Raw genomic sequence first — 20,388 nt, 5'->3', positions numbered from 1 at the left:
TAAATTAGTGAAATGCTATTTCCGCCAATTCTATAAACCATGAATCCTTTAACATCTAAGCATTAATCGACTTATTTTTTTTGAAGAAACAGATTTTGCCATAATTTCTCCCTTTATATCGGCAGGGCTACCCATCAAATTGTATGCCCAACATAGCAGTAATAATATGAGTGATTCCACCACTACCTTCTGTTTTCCTCAAATATCCTTTACATTCCTATTACTTGGCTTTGAGAGAAATCTTAAAAAGTGGACGATACCTATTCATAATTGGCGTATTATCCTAAATCAGTTCTTAACTTTATTTAAAAAAAAAGTCCGGTTATAAGGAACAGAACTGAACTCCGTATTTTTTATTTATACACTTGGTGGACAGTCCTCATTTAACAGCATTGCTCTTTCTGTTTTGTATTATCCGTCCGAAAAAATCTAACCATCTTTTGCAAAAATTACGTTCTATTTATTAAAATAACACAATATTATCTGATCATGTTAAAAGAGACTGGGTCATTAATCCTATATATTGCTCAGCATCCGTCTTCTCCATTATCAATCCGGGGTGACGAGCATTATTTCGAGTTTCTCTTAGTTCATTTAACATGCCTATTTTCAATGAAAAAGGATCGACAAACATAGAATGTAATGCTGTATTCAATAAGTTAAATTCAGATGTATTACAACAAAGAGATATCGTGTTCGCTCCAAATTTAAATTTTTCAGGCGATCTCTGCATCACAGCTATTTTCCAGCTTTTCGTAGCATTGACAGAGCTGAACAATTTCTTTAGTTCATTTTCCATGGCCTTTCCATATTGCAGAACAACCGGAGAAAAATCACCTGCCCACACTGAGGTTATTTAAAAGATACTGATCAGATGCCAAATAGTCTATAGTTCTATCATCAAGTTTTTCAATCTTAAACACGGACGTAATATGTTCAACGTGCGCTGTACAGAAGATACCGCAAATCTTGTCTTTTATAGATGAACAGGGCGAGGATAAAATGAAAGAGCAGATTGAAAATAATTACCGTCAGATAAAAACGGACATTCTGCATATTGTTGAAAGTGAAATAGAGCGTATCAAGAATGACCCGAACTTACAGCATTTGGTGCAGCAGGAATAATTACTAATGGACGTTTAGAAAAGAATTGGAAACGCAGTAGATAAATATATTAACTAAACCTATATGCACCAAAAGCCCCAAAACAGAGCCATACAACAAACTAATTTTGAGCCATACAGCAAACCTTAGCCTTTCATTTTATCAGAACTTTGCAGTATCAAAATTTTATAAAAATGGTACGCATTAATCAGATTTACATCAATGGCGAATTTGTAACGCCCCACGGAACAGAAACATTCAACCTTATTAATCCAGCGAACAATCAAAAAATTGGCGAGGTTACTTTAGGCGATGAAGAAGACACTAAAGCTGCAATATCGTCAGCTAAAGAGGCTTTCAAAACTTTTTCAAAGACAACGAAACAGGAACGCATTGCTTATCTTGAAAAGCTACACATAGCGGTAAGCAAACGTGAAAAAGAGTTGGCAGAAGTAATGGTAGAAGAATACGGAGGCACATTGCAATTCTGCAAAATGAGCGTACAAAACGCTATATCAGCTTTTACAACTGCTATTGAAACACTGAAAAATTTCGACTTTGAAAAAACAGTCGGTCATTCAAAAGTACGTATGGAACCATTAGGCGTTGCAGGTATCATTACACCCTGGAACGCAAGCAATGGTTTTGTTTGTACTAAGCTGGCAACAGCTATTGCGGCAGGTTGTACCACGGTCATTAAACCAAGTGAAATGAGTGCACAGCAAACCCAATTGATTGCAGAATGTTTTCACGAAGCGGGTTTGCCAAAAGGAGTATTCAACATTGTAAACGGTTCGGGTCATATAGTAGGTGCAGAAATTACACGCAATCCAGACATTGCAAAAATCTCTTTCACAGGTTCTACCGTTGTAGGCAAAACGATTGCCAAAGGTGCTATTGATACAATGAAAAGGGTAACGTTGGAACTTGGCGGAAAATCACCCAATATAATTTTAGACGATGCCAATCTTTCAGAAGCTATTCCTATGGCTGTTTTCGGAGCATATATGAACAACGGACAGGCTTGTATTGCTCCTACACGTTTACTTGTTCCTGAAACTAAATTGGATGAAGTAAACGAATTGGCAAAACATACCGCACAAAAAGTGAAAGTAGGCAATCCGAATGAAGCAGATACTATTGTAGGACCAATGGTCAGTGAAAAACAATATGAGCGTGTGCAAAGCTATATTAAACTTGGACAGGAAGAGGGAGCAACATTATTGGTTGGTGGCGAGGGCAAACCGCAAGGGCTTGAAGATGGAAATTTTGTAAAACCAACAATTTTCACGGATGTCCGTAACGATATGAGGATTGCACAGGAAGAAATTTTTGGGCCCGTTTTAGTCATTATTCCCTACAAAAATGAAGCAGATGCCATCACTATTGCCAACGATACCACTTATGGGTTGGCGGCATACATCAGTTCTTCTGATAAAGAACGTGCAGAACGTGTAGCTGCACAGATTGATGCAGGTCGGGTTTCCATCAATGGTTTTCCCCACGACCCACAAGCACCTTTTGGCGGTTTTAAACAGAGCGGTATCGGACGTGAGTACGGTGTGTTTGGCTTGGAAACTTATTTGGAACCTAAAGCTATTTTGCAATAATAAATCACTTTGCTCACACTCAATCCAAACGGATTTCCTTTTCAGTAATCAGCTTGGGTCGTGAGCATTTTTTAATAATTATATATAATGAGTGAATTAAAAAACAATAAAGAGTTGTTCAGATTAGGCTTAGGTTTAGCATTTCTTTCCATTGGTTCTTCTTGGGCGTTATCTTCCTTGTTAGCCGTATTACTTCCGCAAAAAATTGGTATTGTTGTGGGAGAAACAGCTAAGATTTCTACCTTAGCGTGGGTTGCAACAGTAGCCAATATCAGCGGTTTTGTTATTGCCGTATTTGCAGGGCATCTTTCAGACCGTACCCGTTCGCTGATTGGCAAACGCAATCCGTGGATTGCAGGTTCTGGTATTGGTGCTTTTTTGTCCTTTCTTTTTCTGATGTGGGCTAACGATACTTTTTTGCTGGCGTTAAGCTCGTCACTAATTCTGGTATTCGTTACCATCAGTAATGTAGTAACCTCAGCTATTATCCCCGACCGTGTACCCATTACAAGACGGGGAACATTAGCCGCATCTATTGCAATCGGCTCATTAATCGGTATGGCGATTGGCTTGTCATTGGGAGGTTTATTTGTAGATAATGTAAATACGGGCTTAATGGTTACAGGCGGTGGTCAAATATTAATCTCCGTTTCCTTTGTATTCCTTATCAGGGAAAAATCAAACAGGAGCGAAGTATTTCAAGGAAAATCAAAAACAATATGGAAATCGTTTTTGCCGCCCAAAAATGCACCTGATTTTTATTGGGCTGTTGTTTCCCGCTTTTTCCTTGTTTTCGGTACACAAATGATACTGGCTTATCAGCTTTATATCATTACCGACCATTTGCACCAACAGGCAGGCGGAACTGCAAAGGCATTGAATTATGCGGCTATTGCCTACACTACGGGAGCTTTAATCGGAGGTTTGCTTGGCGGACCACTTTCAGACAAACTCGGCAAACGTAAGGGATTGACTGTTTTGTCGATATTTATAATCGGTTCATCTATTTTGCTGATGGCTTTCTTTCCAACCGTTACTTCGTTCACCTGGTATAAATTTCTGAATGGTTTAGGCTATGGAATTTATTTGTCGGTACACACGGCATTAACTTCTGAAGTAATCCCTAACGATAATTCGCAGGGAAAAGATATGAGCTTTTTAAGCGTAGCCAATGGCTTGGGCGGTGTATTTGCACCGATGGTTTCCGCATTTGCAATAGGATTAGGGATGGGGTATAATCCACTGTTTATAATTGCAGCATCTCTAAGCGTTGGTTCTCTGTTTTTGATTTTACCAATAAAATCCATAAAATAAAAAGTTATACGTTTGAAATAGGTACTGTAAAAAACTACACCAAGCCGACCATTTTTAGAATATTTGTGTAATTTTGCGAGATATATAAACAAGTTACAGGCAATGTTAGACGACCACACAGCCCGATACTTGAAAAACTCATCGTAAGACTGTCCTTGACGAACTTTCATTGGACTTTGTCCTAAACTTTAACGGCAGTTCTCCTATCAACTTTTGCGGTGGACAGTCCAACGCTGACTTTTAGAAAAAATTATCCCTACAGACAATCACCTAACAATAACAATCAGTAAGACAAACCAACACTTTTTACCAAATGGTAAATCATAGCCAAAGCCATTTGCTAATTTTGCGACAATGAAAGAATTGATAGAATATATTTTACAGTTTGGCAACTTGAATAAGCAACAACTTGACCTTGTCACAAGCAAAGCCACCGAAATAGAACTTCACAAAGACGAGTATTTTTCAGAAGCAGGGAAAATTCCCCGACAAGTCGGCTTCGTTGTGGACGGTGTTATTCGTGGTTGTTACTACAACAACAAAGGCGAAGAAATTACCCGTTGCTTTATTCCCGAAAATAATATGGCAGTTGATTATATAAATTTTGAAGCAAATGCGGCTTCTGCGGAATACTTACAAGCCAGCACAAATTGTAAACTGATTGTGTTTTCAAAACAAGATTGGGAAGAACTTTCCTATACAATCGTAGGTTGGGACAACATTAAAAACAAAATGGTGCAAAAGTGCCTTTATCAAAAATCCAGAAAAAGTCCTGTAATTTCACAAGATGCAACTACACGTTACTTGGAATTGCTTGAAAATTATCCAACGCTAACCAATCGTGTTTCGCTTTCTCATATTGCTTCTTACCTGGGTGTCACGCAACAATCATTGAGCAGAATTAGAAAAAACATTCGCTAAAATCACTTTTTACCAAATGGTAAATGACTTCATTTTTTATCGGGCAATCTTTGCACGTAAATATTAAAATAAAGAAAAAATGAAATCAGCATTTATCACAGGGGCAAACAAAGGCATTGGTTTTGAAACAGCAAAGCAACTATTACAGAAAGGGTTTTACGTTTACATAGGCAGCCGAAATTTAGAAAACGGTTTACAAGCCGTTGAAAAACTGAAAACAGAAAATTTGACAAACGTTGAAGCCATTCGGCTTGACGTAACCGATGATAATTCGGTAAAAAACGCCCGAATTGAAATCGGAAAGAAAACAGACGTTTTGGACGTTTTGATTAACAACGCAGGAATAAATGGCGGTGCACCATACACCGCATTGGAAGCAAGTTCAAAGCAATTTTTGTCAGCGTTTAACACCAATGTATTTGGCGTAGCAAGAGTTACACAAGCGTTTTTTGACTTGCTTAAAAAAGCACCCGAACCAAGAATTGTGAATGTAAGCACAAGTGTGGGTTCACTTACACTACAAAGCGACCCTAATTGGTTGGCTTACAATTTTGCGAAATACGCAGTTTATGGTGCATCAAAGTCGGCTTTGAATATGTTTACCGTTCATTTGGCTTACGAACTTCGAGACACGCCATTCAAAGTAAATGCTGTTTGTCCGGGTTATACAAAGACAGACTTTACAGGTTACAACGGTGGCGAAGTTGAAGAGGCAGGAAAACGCATTGTAAAATATGCCTTGTTAGACAAAGACGGAGTAACAGGAAAATTTATCAGCGAAGAAACCAACCCAACAACGGGCGAAATTCCTTGGTAACAAAGGACTGATAACAGATTGACAAAAAACACTGCCTGTAACATCGCATTGGCAAAATGGCGGGGTTACGGCTAAGTTTGAGGTTTCGTCTTCGTATGCCGCCAATGCTTTTTGCATTGGCTTTTTTCTTAATTTAGGCATTGACAAAAAAGCATTGGCTACGTGTCGTCTAAATCGAAACTTTCGTCTTCGATTTTCCGCCACTTCGCCAATGCGTGGGACGTTATACGTTTGAAACAGGAAATGAAAATTGAACAATTAATATCAGAGCGATGAGTGAAATAAAACCATTTTTGCCTATCAACTATTCCTGTCACTTTGCGGAGTTCAGGGACGGAGAGCAGTTTGCCCAGACCCATAGTTTAGGATTGGTCATTTCGGGGCAAATGGAATTGAACGATGGTCAAAAAAAGACTGTATTCAAAAAAGGAGAACTCTATTCTTCGAGAAAAAACCACTTGCTGAAATTTGTGAAACATCCACCTAAAAATGGAGAGATAAAAACCCTTACTATTTATTTTGACGATGATATTTTACACGAGTTCGGTAAAGAATATGGCTATAAGGCAGATAAAGGGGAAATTTCTTTAGCGTATATCAAACCGAAGAATAAAACATTACGGGCATTTATGCAGTCGCTATTGGACTATGAAGACATATTGAACAACAAAGGCGACACGAAACTTATCAGATTAAAACAAAAAGAAGCATTGCTTTTGTTGCTGAAATACGACCCAACGCTGAAAGATGTTTTATTCGATTTTTCCGAACCGTACAAAATGGACTTGGAAACCTTTATGAACAAAAACTTTCATTTCAACGTGAAAGTAGAACGCTTCGCTTATCTAACAGGAAGAAGCCTTGCAGCATTCAAAAGAGATTTTCAAAAAGTATTCGGTAAGCCACCACGGCAGTGGTTACAGGAAAGAAGATTACAGGAAGCCCATTACCTGATAACACAAAAAGGCAAATCCGTGTCGGATTTCTATTTAGACTTAGGTTTTGAAAACCTTTCGCACTTTTCTTTTGCGTTCAAAAAGCAGTTTGGCTATGCACCAACAGAACTGACAAAGACGAGATAGCAAAATTTTTCCTTTCCCCTATTTTTAATTTTTCTGCAAGCACACTACCGGACAGACAGGACAACGAACGGGCGATAAAAACCACTTGCTGCTAACATCGGCTTGGCGTAATGGGGGCGGACGTTCTTCGTATGAAAATTTGTGCTAAATTTGAGCTGTGTGCTTCGTATCAAGTGTTATGCTGAAAGTCCAGCACTTCGCCAAGCCCCGAACCGTTGGCAGCAAGTGTAAAGGACGACACCACAACGACAAACAGACACCTGACTAGACGATACAGAAAAAATTTAAAAGACCAAAGCCCACCCACCACCCCAAACAATTTGACTGTTTTCAGTGACAAATCACTTTTGACTAAGACAAAAGTCGTTTCGGCTAAATCTGTTTTTTGACATCGTTGCAACTTTGCATCAATAAAAAAGACAGAAAATGGAATTAAAAAACAGCACAATCCTAATCACAGGCGGGACAAGTGGAATTGGTTTAGAGCTTGTAAAACAACTAACCGAACAAGGGGCGAACATCATTGTTACAGGGCGTAACCTTGACGCATTGAACGAAACGAAAAAGAAGTTTCCGAAAGTTCACACATTTCAAAGTGATGTGAGCAAACCGAAAGACATTGAACAGCTTTACAAAGATGTTACGCAACAGTTTCCACAACTAAACATTGTCATCAACAATGCGGGAATTATGAGAGAAATAGATTTGCAAAACACAACTTTGGATTTGGAAAATATCAATCGTGAAATTGTAACCAATCTTTCGGGAACTATCCAAATGGTGCATCAGTTTTTACCGCATTTGCTCAAGCAAAAATCATCGGCAATTGTTAATGTTTCATCGGGTATTGCATTTATGCCTTATTCCATTTCCCCCATTTATAGTGCTTCAAAAGCAGGAGTTCGGGCTTATACACAAGCATTGCGTTTGCAATTGGAAGACACGAATGTAAAAGTGTTTGAACTGATACCACCGGGCGTAGATACACCGCTTGAAAAAGATTGGACATACCGACACAACAAAAATCAGTTTATGAAAGTGGATAAATTGGTAAATGTTGCGGTTAAAGGAATTTTGAAAGACCAATTTGAAATCAAGGCAGGATTGGCCAAAGTCGCTAAAATAATGAGCAGAATTGCACCTGAATTTGCTGCACGTTCAGCACACAAAACATTTAAAGAATTTAAAAATCAAACAACAACAAATGAAAAACGATAATGATAGTTTGTCAAGGTTTTGGTTTATACTTTCCAATGCCATTCCGCCAATCGGATTTTTCTTGTATTTCAAACACAGAAACCAATTTCCGAATAAAGCCAAAAAGGCTTTAACAAGTGCTGTAATAGGTGTTCCGATTGCATTGGTATTAAGTTGCGTTTTTAACAACTACATCATAAAATGACAAAGAATATAATCTCATTAGTGCTACTGATAGTGTCAGTATCGCTAAGTTTCAAACACGGTTGGGACACATTTAACTACAGGAAAAATCCCGAATCATTAAAAATGATGAATGAATTGGGAATTAGCGAATCATTCATTCCAATTCTTGGTATTTTGACCATTGCGGTTGGAATTTTATTATTTATACCAAAAATATTTTTCTTAGGCAATTTGCTGAACGCAATATCAATCGTTTTGATAATGTCGTTAGCATTACGGGCAGGAAATTACAAAATCACTTTGATGGAAATTCCGTTTTTAGCATTGCCTTTGATTATGATATGGCTCAAATATCCGTTTAAAAATTAAACTAACTTTGCATTATGGCAAACACGAAACCAAGAAAAATAAATACAATTACCGAAGCACATCGGATTTTTGGCTTGCCAAAACCCGAACACCCACTCATAAGCGTATTGAATTATGCTGCACTTCAATTGCCCGGCACAGACTCTCCCGAAATAAGTATAATGTTTGATTTCTATTATATTTCACTTAAAAAAGGTTTCAAGAATAAACTGTTTTACGGACAGCAAACCTATGATTTTGACGAAGGAATGTTGTATTTCATTGCACCCAACCAAATTTTGCGTGGCGCAGGTGCAAGTCCCGAAGACGACCTTTCGGGTTGGATTTTACTTATCCACCCTGACCTTTTATGGGGAACATCATTAGCTCAAAAAATAAAGAAATACGAATTCTTTGACTATTATGTAAATGAAGCATTGTTTCTTTCCGATAAAGAAAAAGTTGTTGTCAATGGAATTGTAGAAAACATCAAAAACGAATATCACGCAAACATCGACAAGTTTAGCCAAGACATTATTATTTCGCATTTAGAAACGCTTTTGAACTATGCGGAACGTTTTTATCAACGACAATTCATTACCCGAAAAATTACCAATCATCAAATTCTTGACCGCTTGGAAAATCTACTTTCAGACTATTTTAACAGCGATGATTTGATAACAAAAGGTCTGCCGACAGTTCAATACATTTCAGACAACTTAAATGTTTCGCCAACTTATTTGCGTAGCTTGCTCAAAACATTGACAGGACAAAGCACTCAACAACACATACACGACAAGTTGATAGAAAAAGCGAAAGAAAAATTATCCACAACAGATTTATCCGTAAGCGAAATTGCCTACGAATTGGGCTTTGAACATTTACAATCGTTCAGCAAGTTGTTTAAGACAAAGACAAAACAATCGCCTTTGGAATTTCGGCAGTCGTTTAACTAAAAAGACGACAAACAACGAACGACAAAAAGCCACTTGCCGTTAACATCGGTTTTGCGTCAGGCGGGCTGACATGCTATCCTTGGAGGTGCTACCTTTGTTAGGACACGATTGTTATACTCTTTAACTTTAAGAGTATGAAAAAGATCAGAAAAAATTACAGTTTAGAGTTTAAGATTGGGACAGTATCTTTAAGTGAGCAACGAGGTAATATCTCTTCGGTAGCTCAAGAATTGGGTATCTGCAAAGAAAGTCTAGTCAATTGGAGAAAACTTCACAAAGAAGGTAAACTTACAAAGGAAAAACAAATTTCCTCCGATCCTATAAGAGAAGAATTACTGAGGCTTCGAAAGGAACTTGAAGAAACAAAGCTAGAACGTGACATCTTAAAAAAGGCGGTAGGGATCTTCTCCAAGAGAGATGGGTAAGATATAAATTTACCAAAGAACACGCTAAAGTGTTTCCTGTCGGGAAGATGTGTGAGGTATTAAAGGTAAGCAGGAGCAGTTTCTATCATTGGAAGAAAAGAAAGCCTACTATGCGATCAGAAAGAAGAACTATTTTATCTGCGGAGCTCTTCAGTATTTATCATTGGAGCCGTGGCAGATATGGGAGCCCTCGAATTGTCAGGGAACTTGAATCAAAAGGAATAAAAGCTTCTCGCCCTTTTGTTGCAAAGCTGATGAGAGAAAGAGGTTTGAGAAGTATTGTAAAAAAAAGTTTAAGAAGACTACCAACTCATCCCATCGATACCCTGTTGTTGACAATTATTTAAATCAGAATTTTCAGGTTAAAAGCAGTAAAGAGGTGTGGGTGTCTGATATTACTTATATCCGAACAGGTCAGGGCTGGTTGTATCTCACGACGGTTATTGATTTATATGACAGAAAAGTTATAGGTTGGTCATTGAGTGAGACGATGAAGGCTCAAGACACCAGTATTGCTGCCTTGAAAATGGCACGACTGTACCGTCCTTTACAGGATCATGACAATTTAATTTTCCATTCAGACAGAGGGATACAGTATGCATGCACAGAATTTATATCAATAGTCGGAAAAAACATTACTCGAAGTATGAGCGGAATTGCGAAGCACATCACGAATACCTTAAATGAAATAAAAATTGATGAGTAAAAGGAAATTGCTATGACAATTCTGTAGCGGAGAGTTTCTTCAAAACTCTGAAAACTGAACTTGTCTATCAAAATAAATATGAAACTAGAGATCATGCCAAAAGCTCTGTATTTGAATATATAGAAACATTTTACAAACACACAGAGAAGGCATTCGGCTTTAGGAAATTTAACCATAAAAGAGTATCAAAATTTAATGTCTAATCATTTAAAAATGTAGCATAAAGAGTATATAAATTTTGTCTCAAAAATAGTTACAAGTTCATTCTGCACTTATTAAAGCAAGTGTAATAGGAGTTATTACTATTTTTAAAATTTCAATATTTATCACTCTGTATAAAATTATAAATTACTTCAACACCAATAAATACATATCATTATCTTTAAGTTAGCAGTTAATTGCCCTATGATTTGATAAAATCTTGCATTCTATAATACTCAATTGCTTTTTGTTTCAATGGGTTTGTACTCCATTCTTGCCACTCTCCAGTATATGGATTATAACCGCATTTTAGAGGCTTGGAAATGTCCAACCCTTCTTTATTTGTACTTGTTTGTTCAGTATATGCTCTGCAATCTGTACAGATATATCGGAACTCACAATCTTTACAGACTTCTATACAATCCTTGGTAAGGTTCCAATATTTCTTGAATTCAGAATGATTTAGGACATTTTTCAATGTTGTATCCTCTATATTTCCAAAACTTTGAGACATAGAAGGACAATTTTTAATATTCCCATTAACATCTATTGATATTTTTTTGTACAAGCATGAATTAAAATTAACTGCTTCAAGAACTTTTGGTAAGTTTGTATTAAAAGACTTTATATTGACTTTTCCACAATTAGAAAAATTTCTAACATCTTCATTAGAGAAAAAAACACTAAAATTATATCCAGAAACGATAGTATCAACAAAATGATTGGGTGTTCCAAAAAAACTTAAATGTGATAATTGAATATTTATAGGGAAAACTCTAAATAATTCCTTATTAATTTCATTACTCCACTTTGATACAATATCAAACGATTTTAGTTTTCTATCATTAAATTGACCAACTATATTAATAAAATCATTTTTAGTTAAGGCAGTATAAAAAACTATTGAAATATGTTGACAACCTAAATTTTCTAACTCATCAATAATTTTTCCAATTTCAAATATATTTTCATTATTTCTTTCAATAATAGAATTTGTAATTCTATGAGCAACTTCATACTTATAATCTAAATTCGGAAAACGGTCAAAATCTTCCATATCACAATAAAATGCATATCCTTTTTCGATTACATAATCGATATATTCGTTTATAATAGCTTCTTCTTCGCTATTATAATTATATAAAATTTCTTGTAATGGAATCTTTGAATTTAGTAATTGTAAAACCTTGGCTATTTCAACTGGTATAAGTTCAGATTCATTTTTTTGTAAATCACATAAAAGTGCATTCTTAACTCCTATTACGATTAAACAATTAGCAAATAATTTTATATGATTCATAATAATCTGTGAATCTTTTTATGAAAAACTTTCATATTAAAATAACCATTGTAATATGGGCTATATATTTTTAAAACTGTAGTATTTATGTAATCAACTCTTTCAATTAAAGAAAATGTTGCAGGAAGCTTTTCCTTATTTAGCTTCATTTCTTTGATTAATTTATAAGTGCTCATTGGCTAAAAATTTTGCTATTTCTTTTTCTATGTTATAGTTACAATTAAATGATACCCAACCAAACTGACCAATAGGATTTATTTCTAAAAATATATATTCATTTTCTTTACTTACTATTAAATCTATTGAACCTGTGTCTAAATTTAATTTATCCATTAAGTTTTTAATTTTTTCTTCAATATCTGTTGGCAAAGCATAAGGAACATTTCTAGTTATATCATTTGAGGTTTTTCTATAGTCTTCCTCGGTCATATTATTACTTTGAGAAAAAATTGCCATACTCCACATTTTTCCTTTCAGATAAAAGGTTCTTATTTCATACTTTTTATTTATTTTTTCTTGAAAAAGTGACGGGGAAAATGATTCAGGAATTTTTTTATGATTAATATTATTAATTATTGCAGTATAGGAAATTAAAAGCCCATCACTACATTCAAAAAAAGAATTATTAGAATGATTTTTTGTAATAAGTTCCCTATTACAAACATATAAAGATGGTATATCTGATTTTTTTTCAAGAACATAAAAATTAGGTACTTTAAATCCTATTTTTTTTGCAACTTCTAATACAATTAACTTATTAATAGTAGCACTAGTATATTTACCTATAGAAACTTTATTTTCAAGAATAAAGTTGATGTATTCATCTATTATTTTAGAATGTTCACTATTTACATCATTTAGATGCTCAATAGAATTATTATCTTTTTTATACTGAATTTTCCCTTTTCTGTAATAATACCCATCTAACTTACTGAAATTTAAAATCTTACCTTTAAATACTAGTTCTAATTTTAAATTATTAAAACTAATTTGATAATCATCAAATTTATTTAGCCTAATAAATTGCTTATCAAAAAATATTAACCAATCTATAACATCATTTGTTGTGTAATCGTATTTATCAGATGAAATCAATATCATTTTACAACTATAAATTAAACAGAAAAGGCTTTAATCAATAAATTCAATATTTGTAGATTAAAGCCTGAAATTTATACTTAACTTAGTTTTAACTAAAGAACTGTATGGTTGTTACCTTGACTATCTGTAATTGTACCAGAAATTGGTGTTCCTCCATCATATACCCATGTTTCAGAATCACTACCACCATAATCTGCCAAATTCGTAGTGTATGTTTCAATACGTTTTGGACCAGCTCCTGTAGTAGCTGATGCTTTTTTTAGGTCAAGACACATTTTTTCATTGTCTTTTTTGAAATCTTTAATTGTTTTCATAAAATTATTTTATTTTGTTTTCCCTACTCTAAAAAGGATTTTCGGGTTTCTCCTATCTTATAATATCGAATCTCAATAAATTATTGGTTTTCTTTAAAGCATTTTTATTGTTTTGTTCCATTGCTCTATAAAACTCTGAACTTGAAACTTCTTTTCCCTCAAGATAAAAAACTTGATTATCATTACCCGCATCACTCAACTGTCGTGAAGGTTTATCGAAATAATTTTTTATGACCTTTTTAAACTCATTTTCATTAATCTGCACTGTTTTAAATCTAAAGAAATAAGGAACTACATTTATATCAAAATGATTTAATGATTTTATTCCAATCAGATTAAATGAGATACTTTTTTTCTCATCTTCTGCTTTTATTATTAAACCAGGTAAACCTTGAAATAAGTATGGTCCGTCTTGTATTGGAATATCAGTGGTAAACCATACTGTCCATTTTCTTTTGTATAATGTGGTGATTGCTTTCTGAGCAGAGTATCCTAAAATTTTCTCTTTTTCTGGAAAAATTTTCCATTCAAGTTTTTTATTTAGGTTTACATTATAATAAATTAAGCAATTAGTGTAAAAGTTCATCTCAGAACTTGGGTCTTTTTTTATAACTACATCTAAAAACTTTATTCCTTGATAAGGATATTTCCCCATTGGCTTTTCTTTGATTCTTACTAAAGAATCTTGTTCTAAAATCTCAGAAGCATAAAACTTTGAACCTTCTTTTCCAATATCCAGATTCAACAATTCTTTTGTCTTGATTTCAATGTGGGTTGAATCTTGTGCAAAATTATACTCATATACAAAACGTTTATTTTGAGCTTCGGACATTAATGAAATACATAAAAAAAGAAAGACTGCTTTATACATTGATTACTGAGTATTTTACATTTAGGTTTCAAATATATTATTTTTTTTAATACACCACAATGTGAAAAAATAAAAAAATCAAAGTTTTGTGAAAAATTTATAATATTATTAATGTTGATTGAATTTTCACTAAATACTTATCATAATTGTTAAATATTTTAACAAATAAGACTATTAAATATATTAGTTTATTATATATAAAAGCTTTTACAAGCTTTAAATATGCTAAAAATTAAATCTAAAACAAAATTTAAATAAATTTCGAATTAATAATCCTTTTGATTTACATCATGTCATAAAATAATAATTAATATTATAAGTTTTTAGAGTTTAATTTTATGAATCTTTTATCAAAGAATGGTAATTGAAAACATTAAATATTGTTTTTCTTGTATCTTTGATTAATAACCACACGAAAACCTAAGAGATGGAGAAATATTATTTATTTGGTGATGAATCTGGAACACCTTCAAAAAATGATGGTATAAATCATTTCATTTATGCTTGTGTTCTTATTAAAGAATCAGATTTACAAAAGGCTAGAGAAGTTAGAACTTACATTAGTCAGCAATTTCTAAATGGAAATATAATTAAAGCTAGCAATAGAGCAATAAGTAAGAACTTTTCAAAGAGAATTCAAATCTTAATCAGGAAGAAGATGAAGATAATTTTAAGGTCTCGAAACTAATATATAGTAGCGTTTTAGAAACTATAGAAAGGTTTAAAGAGGAAAATATTGACGAGATTAAAAGTATTATAGTAAATCATTTAGAGTACATATCAAGAATATTCCCAACTCGATTAACAGAAACTTATGAGTTAAAAGATGAAATAAAAAGGGTTTTGAATCTTGAAGTGAGCTTAGAAAATATTAGAATTAGTATAAGAGATTTAAGATATAAAGGTATTTTAATAATCTCTAAGGCTGCTAAAAGTGGATACAAATAGCTGTTAATGAACAGGATATTAGCTCATATTTTCAGCATTATTTATCGTATATCATTCCAATGCTTGAGAAAGCTACTATTGCTGATGAAGCATTGAAAATAAGTATGGATTCTAACAATTACAGCAAGATACATAAGTTTATTAAGGCTTTAAAGGAACCTGATATAAATTAAAAGGTGACACGAATTTAAATATACTTAATAATTTATTAAATAAAACCTCAATTATAAAAACATGAATTTATCTATTGGCTTATCACTAATCAACAGAACCTATTTTTAGAAAGGTAAAAGAATTAAGTGAAGAAATACCTTAAAAATAAAGATGAAGAAATGATAGATAAAGAGGTTGATATAAGCCTTCAAGATTTTAAGGAACTTATTGTATTAACTTTCTTCAAAAACAATAGAGTCATTGAAGACTTTTCAAACATTTACAACGAGATTAGCAATAGAATTAAAAACTTTGAAAATTCTGTTATAACTGAACAACAGGGAACAATGGATTTATTAGATATATAAGATTTATGTTTTGTGTTTACCCATATATTTAATATCCCCCTCCCGTTGTTTTGATTTTGGTGTACCCTCTCTTTTTTAAATCAAAATTTTTATTTATTTTAAAGAAAAATGAAATATTTTTTATTTCTGAATTTTTCAAGATGTATAGCTGTAGATTTACCTATCAAATATTTGCTAAATATAGTAAAGAATCTAAAAATAATTAACTTTGTAGAATAACAAATGTGGGGAAGATGTGGGACAAAATAATCTAATAAAAACAAAAACCAACTGATTATCAGTAGGTTTCATTTAGCATTTGCGGAGAGTGAGGGATTTTGTACCCATTCCTCACCGCTTTATTGATAAGCGTTTGTTGTAGCATCTCTGTGAATGGCCCTAAATAGGACATTGGCAAAAAAGTGGTAAAATCCTAATTTAAATTTTACGTAGTAAAGCTAAAAATTTCTGCTCAAATCTGCAAGTAAAAAGACCAAAATTTGAACAAGTTTTTTTAAGTTTAAACCAAGAATTTAGTCCTTCTCTTCGCGCCCTTAAATTTCTCAGTTGAAATATTTCTAAAAGAAAACGAAGAAAAAACCGAAAAAAAGAAAAAAAGAAAGCCATTTGAAAATGAGCGTGGCATTCTGTCAAGGTTTTTTTGGAAAAAGTTTTTGCGTAGATTTTTATACGCAAAAACTTTTTCTGAAAATCCGGAGGACTTGACCTTGACATAATTTAGCTGTTGGACTGGGAAGCGAAGTATCTTTGGTTTCTGTTTTTTATTTTGATGACTACATTTTTTAAAATTAGAATATGTAAGAATATTTCATAACAAGTATAAAAACATTTTTAATTTTGCTTTTGACTAAAAGGAAATAGCTAAAAATATTATTTTATATCATTATTAAATTTTGTTGCCATAAATTCCTTTATTACTTCTTCAAAATATTGTTTGACGAACTTGCCATTTTCATCTTCACCAAATTCCTGCCTTATAATTCTGGCTTTGCCCGTTTTTCTAATTTCCTTATAATTTTGAATTGTTTTAGGCGTATGATAATTGATGTAAAATTTCACTGTATTTACAATTTTTTTTAAATCAAGATTCAGTATTTTATTATTAATTTCTTCATAAGCAACAAATCCCATAATTCTATTTTCTTTCAAATGGATTAAGTCATCACGTAATTTTTTAATATTAATAATTACTTGCGCTTTCCTTGGATGATCTTCAATAAAATTTTTAGAAGTAACGGCAGGAATTATTGTCTTAAACTTATCCTCAAATGAAAGTCTCCGCTGAATAGTATTCTTATCAACTTTTTTACCTTCAAATTCTACTTTTGCAAAATCGGGCAAACACTGATTTATAAAAGATTCGAGAGCTAAGAAAGAAAAAATAACACCTATCGAGCCTACTTTGAAAATATAACTAAAAGCTGTTGAACTTTTCCATCTATATTCACTTTGTTTACCCTTTAAACTATCCATAAGAAACATTCTGGCTTCATCAATTTGGGGTAAAATATCATAGGCTATAGAAAAATAATATGTTACAGGATTTCCTTCTAACAATGTGAAAGTTTCACCTTTGTATTTCATTTTATTTATTGCAAAAACACCATTATTTGTTATCATCATGTAATGGTTAAGTGGATCTTTCAAAGCTCTTTTAACATCTTTTTCAGATTTTGCTTTATAAACTTCCTGTTCTCTTAATGTTTTACGTACTGATTTCAATTCTTCTTTTGGCTGTTTCGTAAGATTGGAATAAGAAATTTTTGTTCCCATAATAGATTTATGTTTTTTTGGAGTTTGAAATCATTAGCAAAGAATGTATAAAAACAATTTAATTTATTTAAATTTAAATAAATATTCATTACCATACTCATAAAATGAAAGACGAAATAAAAATAGATAAAGTAATTAAATTTTTTGTTCTCACATTTATAGCAATATTATCTTTTGGAATATTTGATTATATAATTGAAATAAAATTTATTAATTATCTTTCAAAAATAAAATCAAGCTATATTCTTGATTTTATTTTCTCAATCATACTTATTGTTTATTCTTGTTCGCAAGTAAATAGTTGTAAAACATCCTATCCCAATCAGAAAAAAACATTTATCTTATTTCTAATAACATTATATTATAGTCATTTAAGATTTTTTTCAGATTTTCAATTACTCCCGTTGGAATTGGCAAAATATTTTGGTTATGATCTATTTTATGCAGACATAATTTATTTGATATTATTTTTAAATCTAGGAAATTATATAAAAATTTTTTTTCCTAATAACTCTAAGTTAAAGAGTAAAACTTTACTTGAAGATAATGCGATTGAAGATTTTGATCAAGATCTGTTAGGTAATTCTTTAAAACCTTTAGTAGACAAATTAAACAGTATAGTTGATCACAATAATTTTCAAAAGGCTTTTACAATAGGTATAAACAGCGAATGGGGAACAGGAAAAACATCTACCCTCAATTTACTAAAAAGAGGACTTGAAAAAACAAAACATATCATCATAGAATACAATCCTTGGATGGGTTTTGACAAAAAAGTTCTTATTGAAGATTTTTTTAATACTCTATCGGAACATATCGAACAGGATGGTCTAAATCAGGATTTAGACGAATACTCCAACCGATTACTTAGCACTCAAAATTCTCTATTAAAAGATTTTATATCCTATATTCCCTTTTTTAATGAGAAAACGCCATCTTTAGAAAATCTATTTAAATTAATAAATAAAAAATTAGAATTGCTTAATCAAAAAATCATCATTATTATTGATGATGTTGACAGATTAGATAATAAAGAGATATTTGAAATATTAAAATTAATCAGAAATTCCGCCAATTTCACAAATATATTTTTCATTGTTGCCTATGATAGGTCTTATGTTAACAACAGTATTGATAATGTTAATCATTTTCACGAAAGAAATTATCTTGACAAAATTATAAACATAGAACTTTCGCTTCCATATTTTGATCCAGTATTACTTAAAAATACATTTAAAAATTTATTAATTGAGAAAATTGGGCCAGAATATATTGATAAGGTATCTTACGCTATAAATAACGGATTTATAGACATTGATGATCTTTTTCGATTTAGAAAAGCGCAAAGTAATTTCACACAGGTTATAAGTAACTTAAGAGAAGTAAAGAAATTAGTCAATTCAATTGTTATTAACTATAAAAATATTTTTTCTGATATTAATTTCAGTGATATGATTTATCTTGAAATTCTAAAATTAAAATATCCCTCAATATATAGGCTAATCTATACACAAAAAGAAAAAATTCTAGCCGAAAACAAAGGATATTTATTTTTAAAAACTAGAAAAGAAAAAGATAAGGACGGAAAAGAAAAAGAAATTAAAATTGTTGAGGAATTAATTGAAAATATATTTCTTAAAGAAAAAATTGGACAGGAAGATAAGCAAATGGCAATTGCAATTGTAAATTACTTATTTGATTATTCTGAATTAACAAGAAGTGTTTTTGACTCTGGATATTCAAGTGACCCAGATAAATTACTTTCTGTAGATCAGGCTAATAAATTTGAAAGATACTTTGCTAATGTTATTTTTGAAATCAATATTTCTGAAAGTGATTTCAAAACGTTTATTCAAACTTCGGAGGATCAAGAAAGAGACGCGACTATCAAGAAATGGATTACAGAAGGAAAAGAAGATGATCTTAAATATCGATTGGAAACTTTGAAAAATTTTAGTAACAGAGAAGAATTTGAAAATACTCTGAAATCAATTTTAGTATTTGCTCAATCAAAATCTAATAAAGGTGATTTTCTTATCGGTTTTGATACAAGGAATCTAAGGGATAAAATAGAAATTAACGGACAACCTGAAGATACTCAGCTAAGATTTTACAGTACTCCTAATGAGTACAAGGATTTTATTAATCAACTACTAAATTCTTCATTACCACCTCATCGACTGGAAAGAGAGTTATTGATTTCTGCTTTAAATGGCCCTTATGATCCCAAATATGGAATGGAATTCCCACTCAATAAAGAAGAAATGCAAAAGAGATTAGAACAATGGTTTTATGAACATATTGAAAACAAACGACCAATGGACTGGGATTTTTGGGGATTTTATCACAGTACAAAACACCTTAATTCAACTGAAAAATATCAGACTACTTTACGTGACTATATTACAAATGAATTTAATCGCAAGGAATTTACATTAGTTTTTATAGAGCAAATACCTTTTGAAAAACTAATTATAATCAGAAAAGAATTTATTGAAAAATTATTTGGAACAATCGAAAATTTTGAACTTTATCTTGATAAGGTGGACGTAACTGATTTAACGAAAGAATTTAAAGATATCTATTACAAAATTAAAGAGAATAATTGGTTAGGCATAAATCATAAATTTCAAAATATACCTTTTGTTTATCAGTGAAATAATTAAAAATATTTTTTTGTTGATTAATGTATA

General features: G+C 32.2%; 21 protein-coding genes and 2 pseudogenes. 17 read left to right on the top strand and 6 right to left on the bottom strand.

Going from position 1 to position 20,388, the window contains the following annotated elements; all coding sequences use genetic code 11:
* Positions 1-487: 487 nt before the first annotated feature.
* Positions 488-799, bottom strand: coding sequence for a hypothetical protein (locus ACM39_RS16590; RefSeq protein WP_131701476.1), 312 nt, complete (start codon positions 797-799; stop codon positions 488-490).
* 146 nt (positions 800-945) lie between these two features.
* Here ACM39_RS16590 and ACM39_RS18945 point away from each other — a divergent pair.
* The 14 genes and pseudogenes from ACM39_RS18945 to ACM39_RS19660 all read left to right on the top strand — a co-directional run.
* A pseudogene (locus ACM39_RS18945) lies at positions 946-1,125 on the top strand (conjugal transfer protein TraG); the annotation flags it as partial.
* A 173-nt stretch (positions 1,126-1,298) separates the two neighbouring features.
* On the top strand, positions 1,299-2,714 hold the full coding sequence (locus tag ACM39_RS16585; protein WP_048512167.1) for an aldehyde dehydrogenase family protein: 1,416 nt from the start codon (positions 1,299-1,301) through the stop codon (positions 2,712-2,714).
* Between the two features lie 87 nt (positions 2,715-2,801).
* Positions 2,802-4,028: an MFS transporter gene (locus ACM39_RS16580; RefSeq protein WP_048512166.1), complete on the top strand. Its 1,227-nt coding sequence runs from the start codon at positions 2,802-2,804 to the stop codon at positions 4,026-4,028.
* Positions 4,029-4,382: 354 nt separating this feature from the next.
* The gene (locus tag ACM39_RS16575) at positions 4,383-4,949 is read left to right on the top strand and encodes a Crp/Fnr family transcriptional regulator (protein WP_048512165.1); all 567 of its coding nucleotides are present in this window, start codon (positions 4,383-4,385) and stop codon (positions 4,947-4,949) included.
* Positions 4,950-5,028: 79 nt separating this feature from the next.
* Positions 5,029-5,766 carry an SDR family oxidoreductase gene (locus tag ACM39_RS16570; RefSeq protein WP_048512164.1) on the top strand — a complete coding sequence of 246 codons (738 nt, stop codon included), beginning with the start codon at positions 5,029-5,031 and terminating at the stop codon, positions 5,764-5,766.
* Between the two features lie 272 nt (positions 5,767-6,038).
* Positions 6,039-6,848 (top strand): helix-turn-helix domain-containing protein, encoded by an 810-nt coding sequence (locus ACM39_RS16565; protein WP_048512163.1) that lies wholly within the window; start codon positions 6,039-6,041, stop codon positions 6,846-6,848.
* A gap of 426 nt (positions 6,849-7,274) precedes the next feature.
* Positions 7,275-8,066: an SDR family oxidoreductase gene (locus ACM39_RS16560; RefSeq protein ID WP_048512162.1), complete on the top strand. Its 792-nt coding sequence runs from the start codon at positions 7,275-7,277 to the stop codon at positions 8,064-8,066.
* Positions 8,053-8,250, top strand: a complete 198-nt coding sequence (locus ACM39_RS16555) for a hypothetical protein (RefSeq protein WP_048512161.1) — start codon at positions 8,053-8,055, stop codon at positions 8,248-8,250. Before ACM39_RS16560 ends, ACM39_RS16555 begins: the two co-directional genes overlap by 14 nt.
* Complete coding sequence (locus tag ACM39_RS16550; protein WP_048512160.1) at positions 8,247-8,600, top strand: DoxX family protein; 354 nt, start codon at positions 8,247-8,249, stop codon at positions 8,598-8,600. Before ACM39_RS16555 ends, ACM39_RS16550 begins: the two co-directional genes overlap by 4 nt.
* Positions 8,601-8,614: 14 nt before the next feature.
* Positions 8,615-9,535 carry a helix-turn-helix domain-containing protein gene (locus ACM39_RS16545; RefSeq protein WP_048512159.1) on the top strand — a complete coding sequence of 307 codons (921 nt, stop codon included), beginning with the start codon at positions 8,615-8,617 and terminating at the stop codon, positions 9,533-9,535.
* A 134-nt stretch (positions 9,536-9,669) separates the two neighbouring features.
* Positions 9,670-9,960 carry a transposase gene (locus ACM39_RS16540; RefSeq protein ID WP_048512158.1) on the top strand — a complete coding sequence of 97 codons (291 nt, stop codon included), beginning with the start codon at positions 9,670-9,672 and terminating at the stop codon, positions 9,958-9,960.
* Positions 9,961-10,070: 110 nt separating this feature from the next.
* A complete protein-coding gene (locus ACM39_RS18940) occupies positions 10,071-10,307 on the top strand; it encodes an IS3 family transposase (protein WP_165585128.1) in 237 nt (78 codons plus the stop codon).
* Positions 10,308-10,345: 38 nt separating this feature from the next.
* Positions 10,346-10,666 (top strand): DDE-type integrase/transposase/recombinase, encoded by a 321-nt coding sequence (locus ACM39_RS19285; RefSeq protein ID WP_165585127.1) that lies wholly within the window; start codon positions 10,346-10,348, stop codon positions 10,664-10,666.
* A gap of 41 nt (positions 10,667-10,707) precedes the next feature.
* A pseudogene (locus tag ACM39_RS19660) lies at positions 10,708-10,869 on the top strand (IS3 family transposase); the annotation flags it as partial.
* A gap of 200 nt (positions 10,870-11,069) precedes the next feature.
* Here the strand turns inward: ACM39_RS19660 and gwsS are convergent.
* From gwsS to ACM39_RS16510, 4 genes are all read right to left on the bottom strand, one after another.
* On the bottom strand, positions 11,070-12,167 hold the full coding sequence (gene gwsS, locus ACM39_RS16530; protein WP_048512157.1) for a grasp-with-spasm system SPASM domain peptide maturase: 1,098 nt from the start codon (positions 12,165-12,167) through the stop codon (positions 11,070-11,072).
* Positions 12,168-12,329: 162 nt separating this feature from the next.
* Positions 12,330-13,268, bottom strand: coding sequence for a grasp-with-spasm system ATP-grasp peptide maturase (gene gwsG, locus ACM39_RS16520; RefSeq protein ID WP_048512155.1), 939 nt, complete (start codon positions 13,266-13,268; stop codon positions 12,330-12,332).
* Positions 13,269-13,360: 92 nt separating this feature from the next.
* Entirely contained in the window at positions 13,361-13,582 is a 222-nt protein-coding gene (locus ACM39_RS16515) for a hypothetical protein (protein WP_048512154.1), read from the bottom strand.
* Between the two features lie 52 nt (positions 13,583-13,634).
* Positions 13,635-14,453, bottom strand: coding sequence for a GLPGLI family protein (locus tag ACM39_RS16510; protein WP_048512153.1), 819 nt, complete (start codon positions 14,451-14,453; stop codon positions 13,635-13,637).
* A 427-nt stretch (positions 14,454-14,880) separates the two neighbouring features.
* On the opposite strand from ACM39_RS16510, the gene ACM39_RS16505 reads away from it, so the two are divergent.
* The gene (locus tag ACM39_RS16505; protein ID WP_048512152.1) at positions 14,881-15,141 is read left to right on the top strand and encodes a hypothetical protein; all 261 of its coding nucleotides are present in this window, start codon (positions 14,881-14,883) and stop codon (positions 15,139-15,141) included.
* Positions 15,142-15,700: 559 nt separating this feature from the next.
* Positions 15,701-15,922: a hypothetical protein gene (locus tag ACM39_RS16500; protein ID WP_048512151.1), complete on the top strand. Its 222-nt coding sequence runs from the start codon at positions 15,701-15,703 to the stop codon at positions 15,920-15,922.
* Positions 15,923-16,792: 870 nt separating this feature from the next.
* Here the strand turns inward: ACM39_RS16500 and ACM39_RS16490 are convergent.
* Complete coding sequence (locus tag ACM39_RS16490; protein ID WP_048512149.1) at positions 16,793-17,695, bottom strand: hypothetical protein; 903 nt, start codon at positions 17,693-17,695, stop codon at positions 16,793-16,795.
* Positions 17,696-17,799: 104 nt separating this feature from the next.
* Here ACM39_RS16490 and ACM39_RS16485 point away from each other — a divergent pair, with 104 nt between their 5' ends.
* A complete protein-coding gene (locus ACM39_RS16485; RefSeq protein WP_048512148.1) occupies positions 17,800-20,352 on the top strand; it encodes a P-loop NTPase fold protein in 2,553 nt (850 codons plus the stop codon).
* Positions 20,353-20,388 lie beyond the last annotated feature (36 nt).

Source organism: Chryseobacterium sp. FH2 (genome assembly GCF_001045455.1).
Taxonomy (GTDB): domain Bacteria; phylum Bacteroidota; class Bacteroidia; order Flavobacteriales; family Weeksellaceae; genus Chryseobacterium.
The sequence above is the reverse complement of the archived record's forward strand: the minus strand, read 5'-3'. Positions and strand labels throughout refer to the sequence as shown.

What these genes read in the sequence shown, in the direction of transcription:
- ACM39_RS16565 (WP_048512163.1), top strand. Translation starts at nt 6,039, where the DNA reads ATGAGTGAAATAAAACCATTTTTGCCTATCAACTATTCCTGTCACTTT.
- ACM39_RS16505 (WP_048512152.1), top strand. Translation starts at nt 14,881, where the DNA reads ATGGAGAAATATTATTTATTTGGTGATGAATCTGGAACACCTTCAAAA.
- ACM39_RS16555 (WP_048512161.1), top strand. Translation starts at nt 8,053, where the DNA reads ATGAAAAACGATAATGATAGTTTGTCAAGGTTTTGGTTTATACTTTCC.
- gwsG (WP_048512155.1), bottom strand. Translation starts at nt 13,268, where the DNA reads ATGATATTGATTTCATCTGATAAATACGATTACACAACAAATGATGTT.
- ACM39_RS16560 (WP_048512162.1), top strand. Translation starts at nt 7,275, where the DNA reads ATGGAATTAAAAAACAGCACAATCCTAATCACAGGCGGGACAAGTGGA.
- ACM39_RS16570 (WP_048512164.1), top strand. Translation starts at nt 5,029, where the DNA reads ATGAAATCAGCATTTATCACAGGGGCAAACAAAGGCATTGGTTTTGAA.
- gwsS (WP_048512157.1), bottom strand. Translation starts at nt 12,167, where the DNA reads ATGAATCATATAAAATTATTTGCTAATTGTTTAATCGTAATAGGAGTT.
- ACM39_RS18940 (WP_165585128.1), top strand. Translation starts at nt 10,071, where the DNA reads ATGCGATCAGAAAGAAGAACTATTTTATCTGCGGAGCTCTTCAGTATT.
- ACM39_RS16515 (WP_048512154.1), bottom strand. Translation starts at nt 13,582, where the DNA reads ATGAAAACAATTAAAGATTTCAAAAAAGACAATGAAAAAATGTGTCTT.
- ACM39_RS16585 (WP_048512167.1), top strand. Translation starts at nt 1,299, where the DNA reads ATGGTACGCATTAATCAGATTTACATCAATGGCGAATTTGTAACGCCC.
- ACM39_RS16580 (WP_048512166.1), top strand. Translation starts at nt 2,802, where the DNA reads ATGAGTGAATTAAAAAACAATAAAGAGTTGTTCAGATTAGGCTTAGGT.
- ACM39_RS16550 (WP_048512160.1), top strand. Translation starts at nt 8,247, where the DNA reads ATGACAAAGAATATAATCTCATTAGTGCTACTGATAGTGTCAGTATCG.
- ACM39_RS16485 (WP_048512148.1), top strand. Translation starts at nt 17,800, where the DNA reads ATGAAAGACGAAATAAAAATAGATAAAGTAATTAAATTTTTTGTTCTC.
- ACM39_RS16590 (WP_131701476.1), bottom strand. Translation starts at nt 799, where the DNA reads ATGGAAAATGAACTAAAGAAATTGTTCAGCTCTGTCAATGCTACGAAA.
- ACM39_RS16510 (WP_048512153.1), bottom strand. Translation starts at nt 14,453, where the DNA reads ATGTATAAAGCAGTCTTTCTTTTTTTATGTATTTCATTAATGTCCGAA.
- ACM39_RS16490 (WP_048512149.1), bottom strand. Translation starts at nt 17,695, where the DNA reads ATGGGAACAAAAATTTCTTATTCCAATCTTACGAAACAGCCAAAAGAA.
- ACM39_RS16540 (WP_048512158.1), top strand. Translation starts at nt 9,670, where the DNA reads ATGAAAAAGATCAGAAAAAATTACAGTTTAGAGTTTAAGATTGGGACA.
- ACM39_RS16575 (WP_048512165.1), top strand. Translation starts at nt 4,383, where the DNA reads ATGAAAGAATTGATAGAATATATTTTACAGTTTGGCAACTTGAATAAG.
- ACM39_RS16545 (WP_048512159.1), top strand. Translation starts at nt 8,615, where the DNA reads ATGGCAAACACGAAACCAAGAAAAATAAATACAATTACCGAAGCACAT.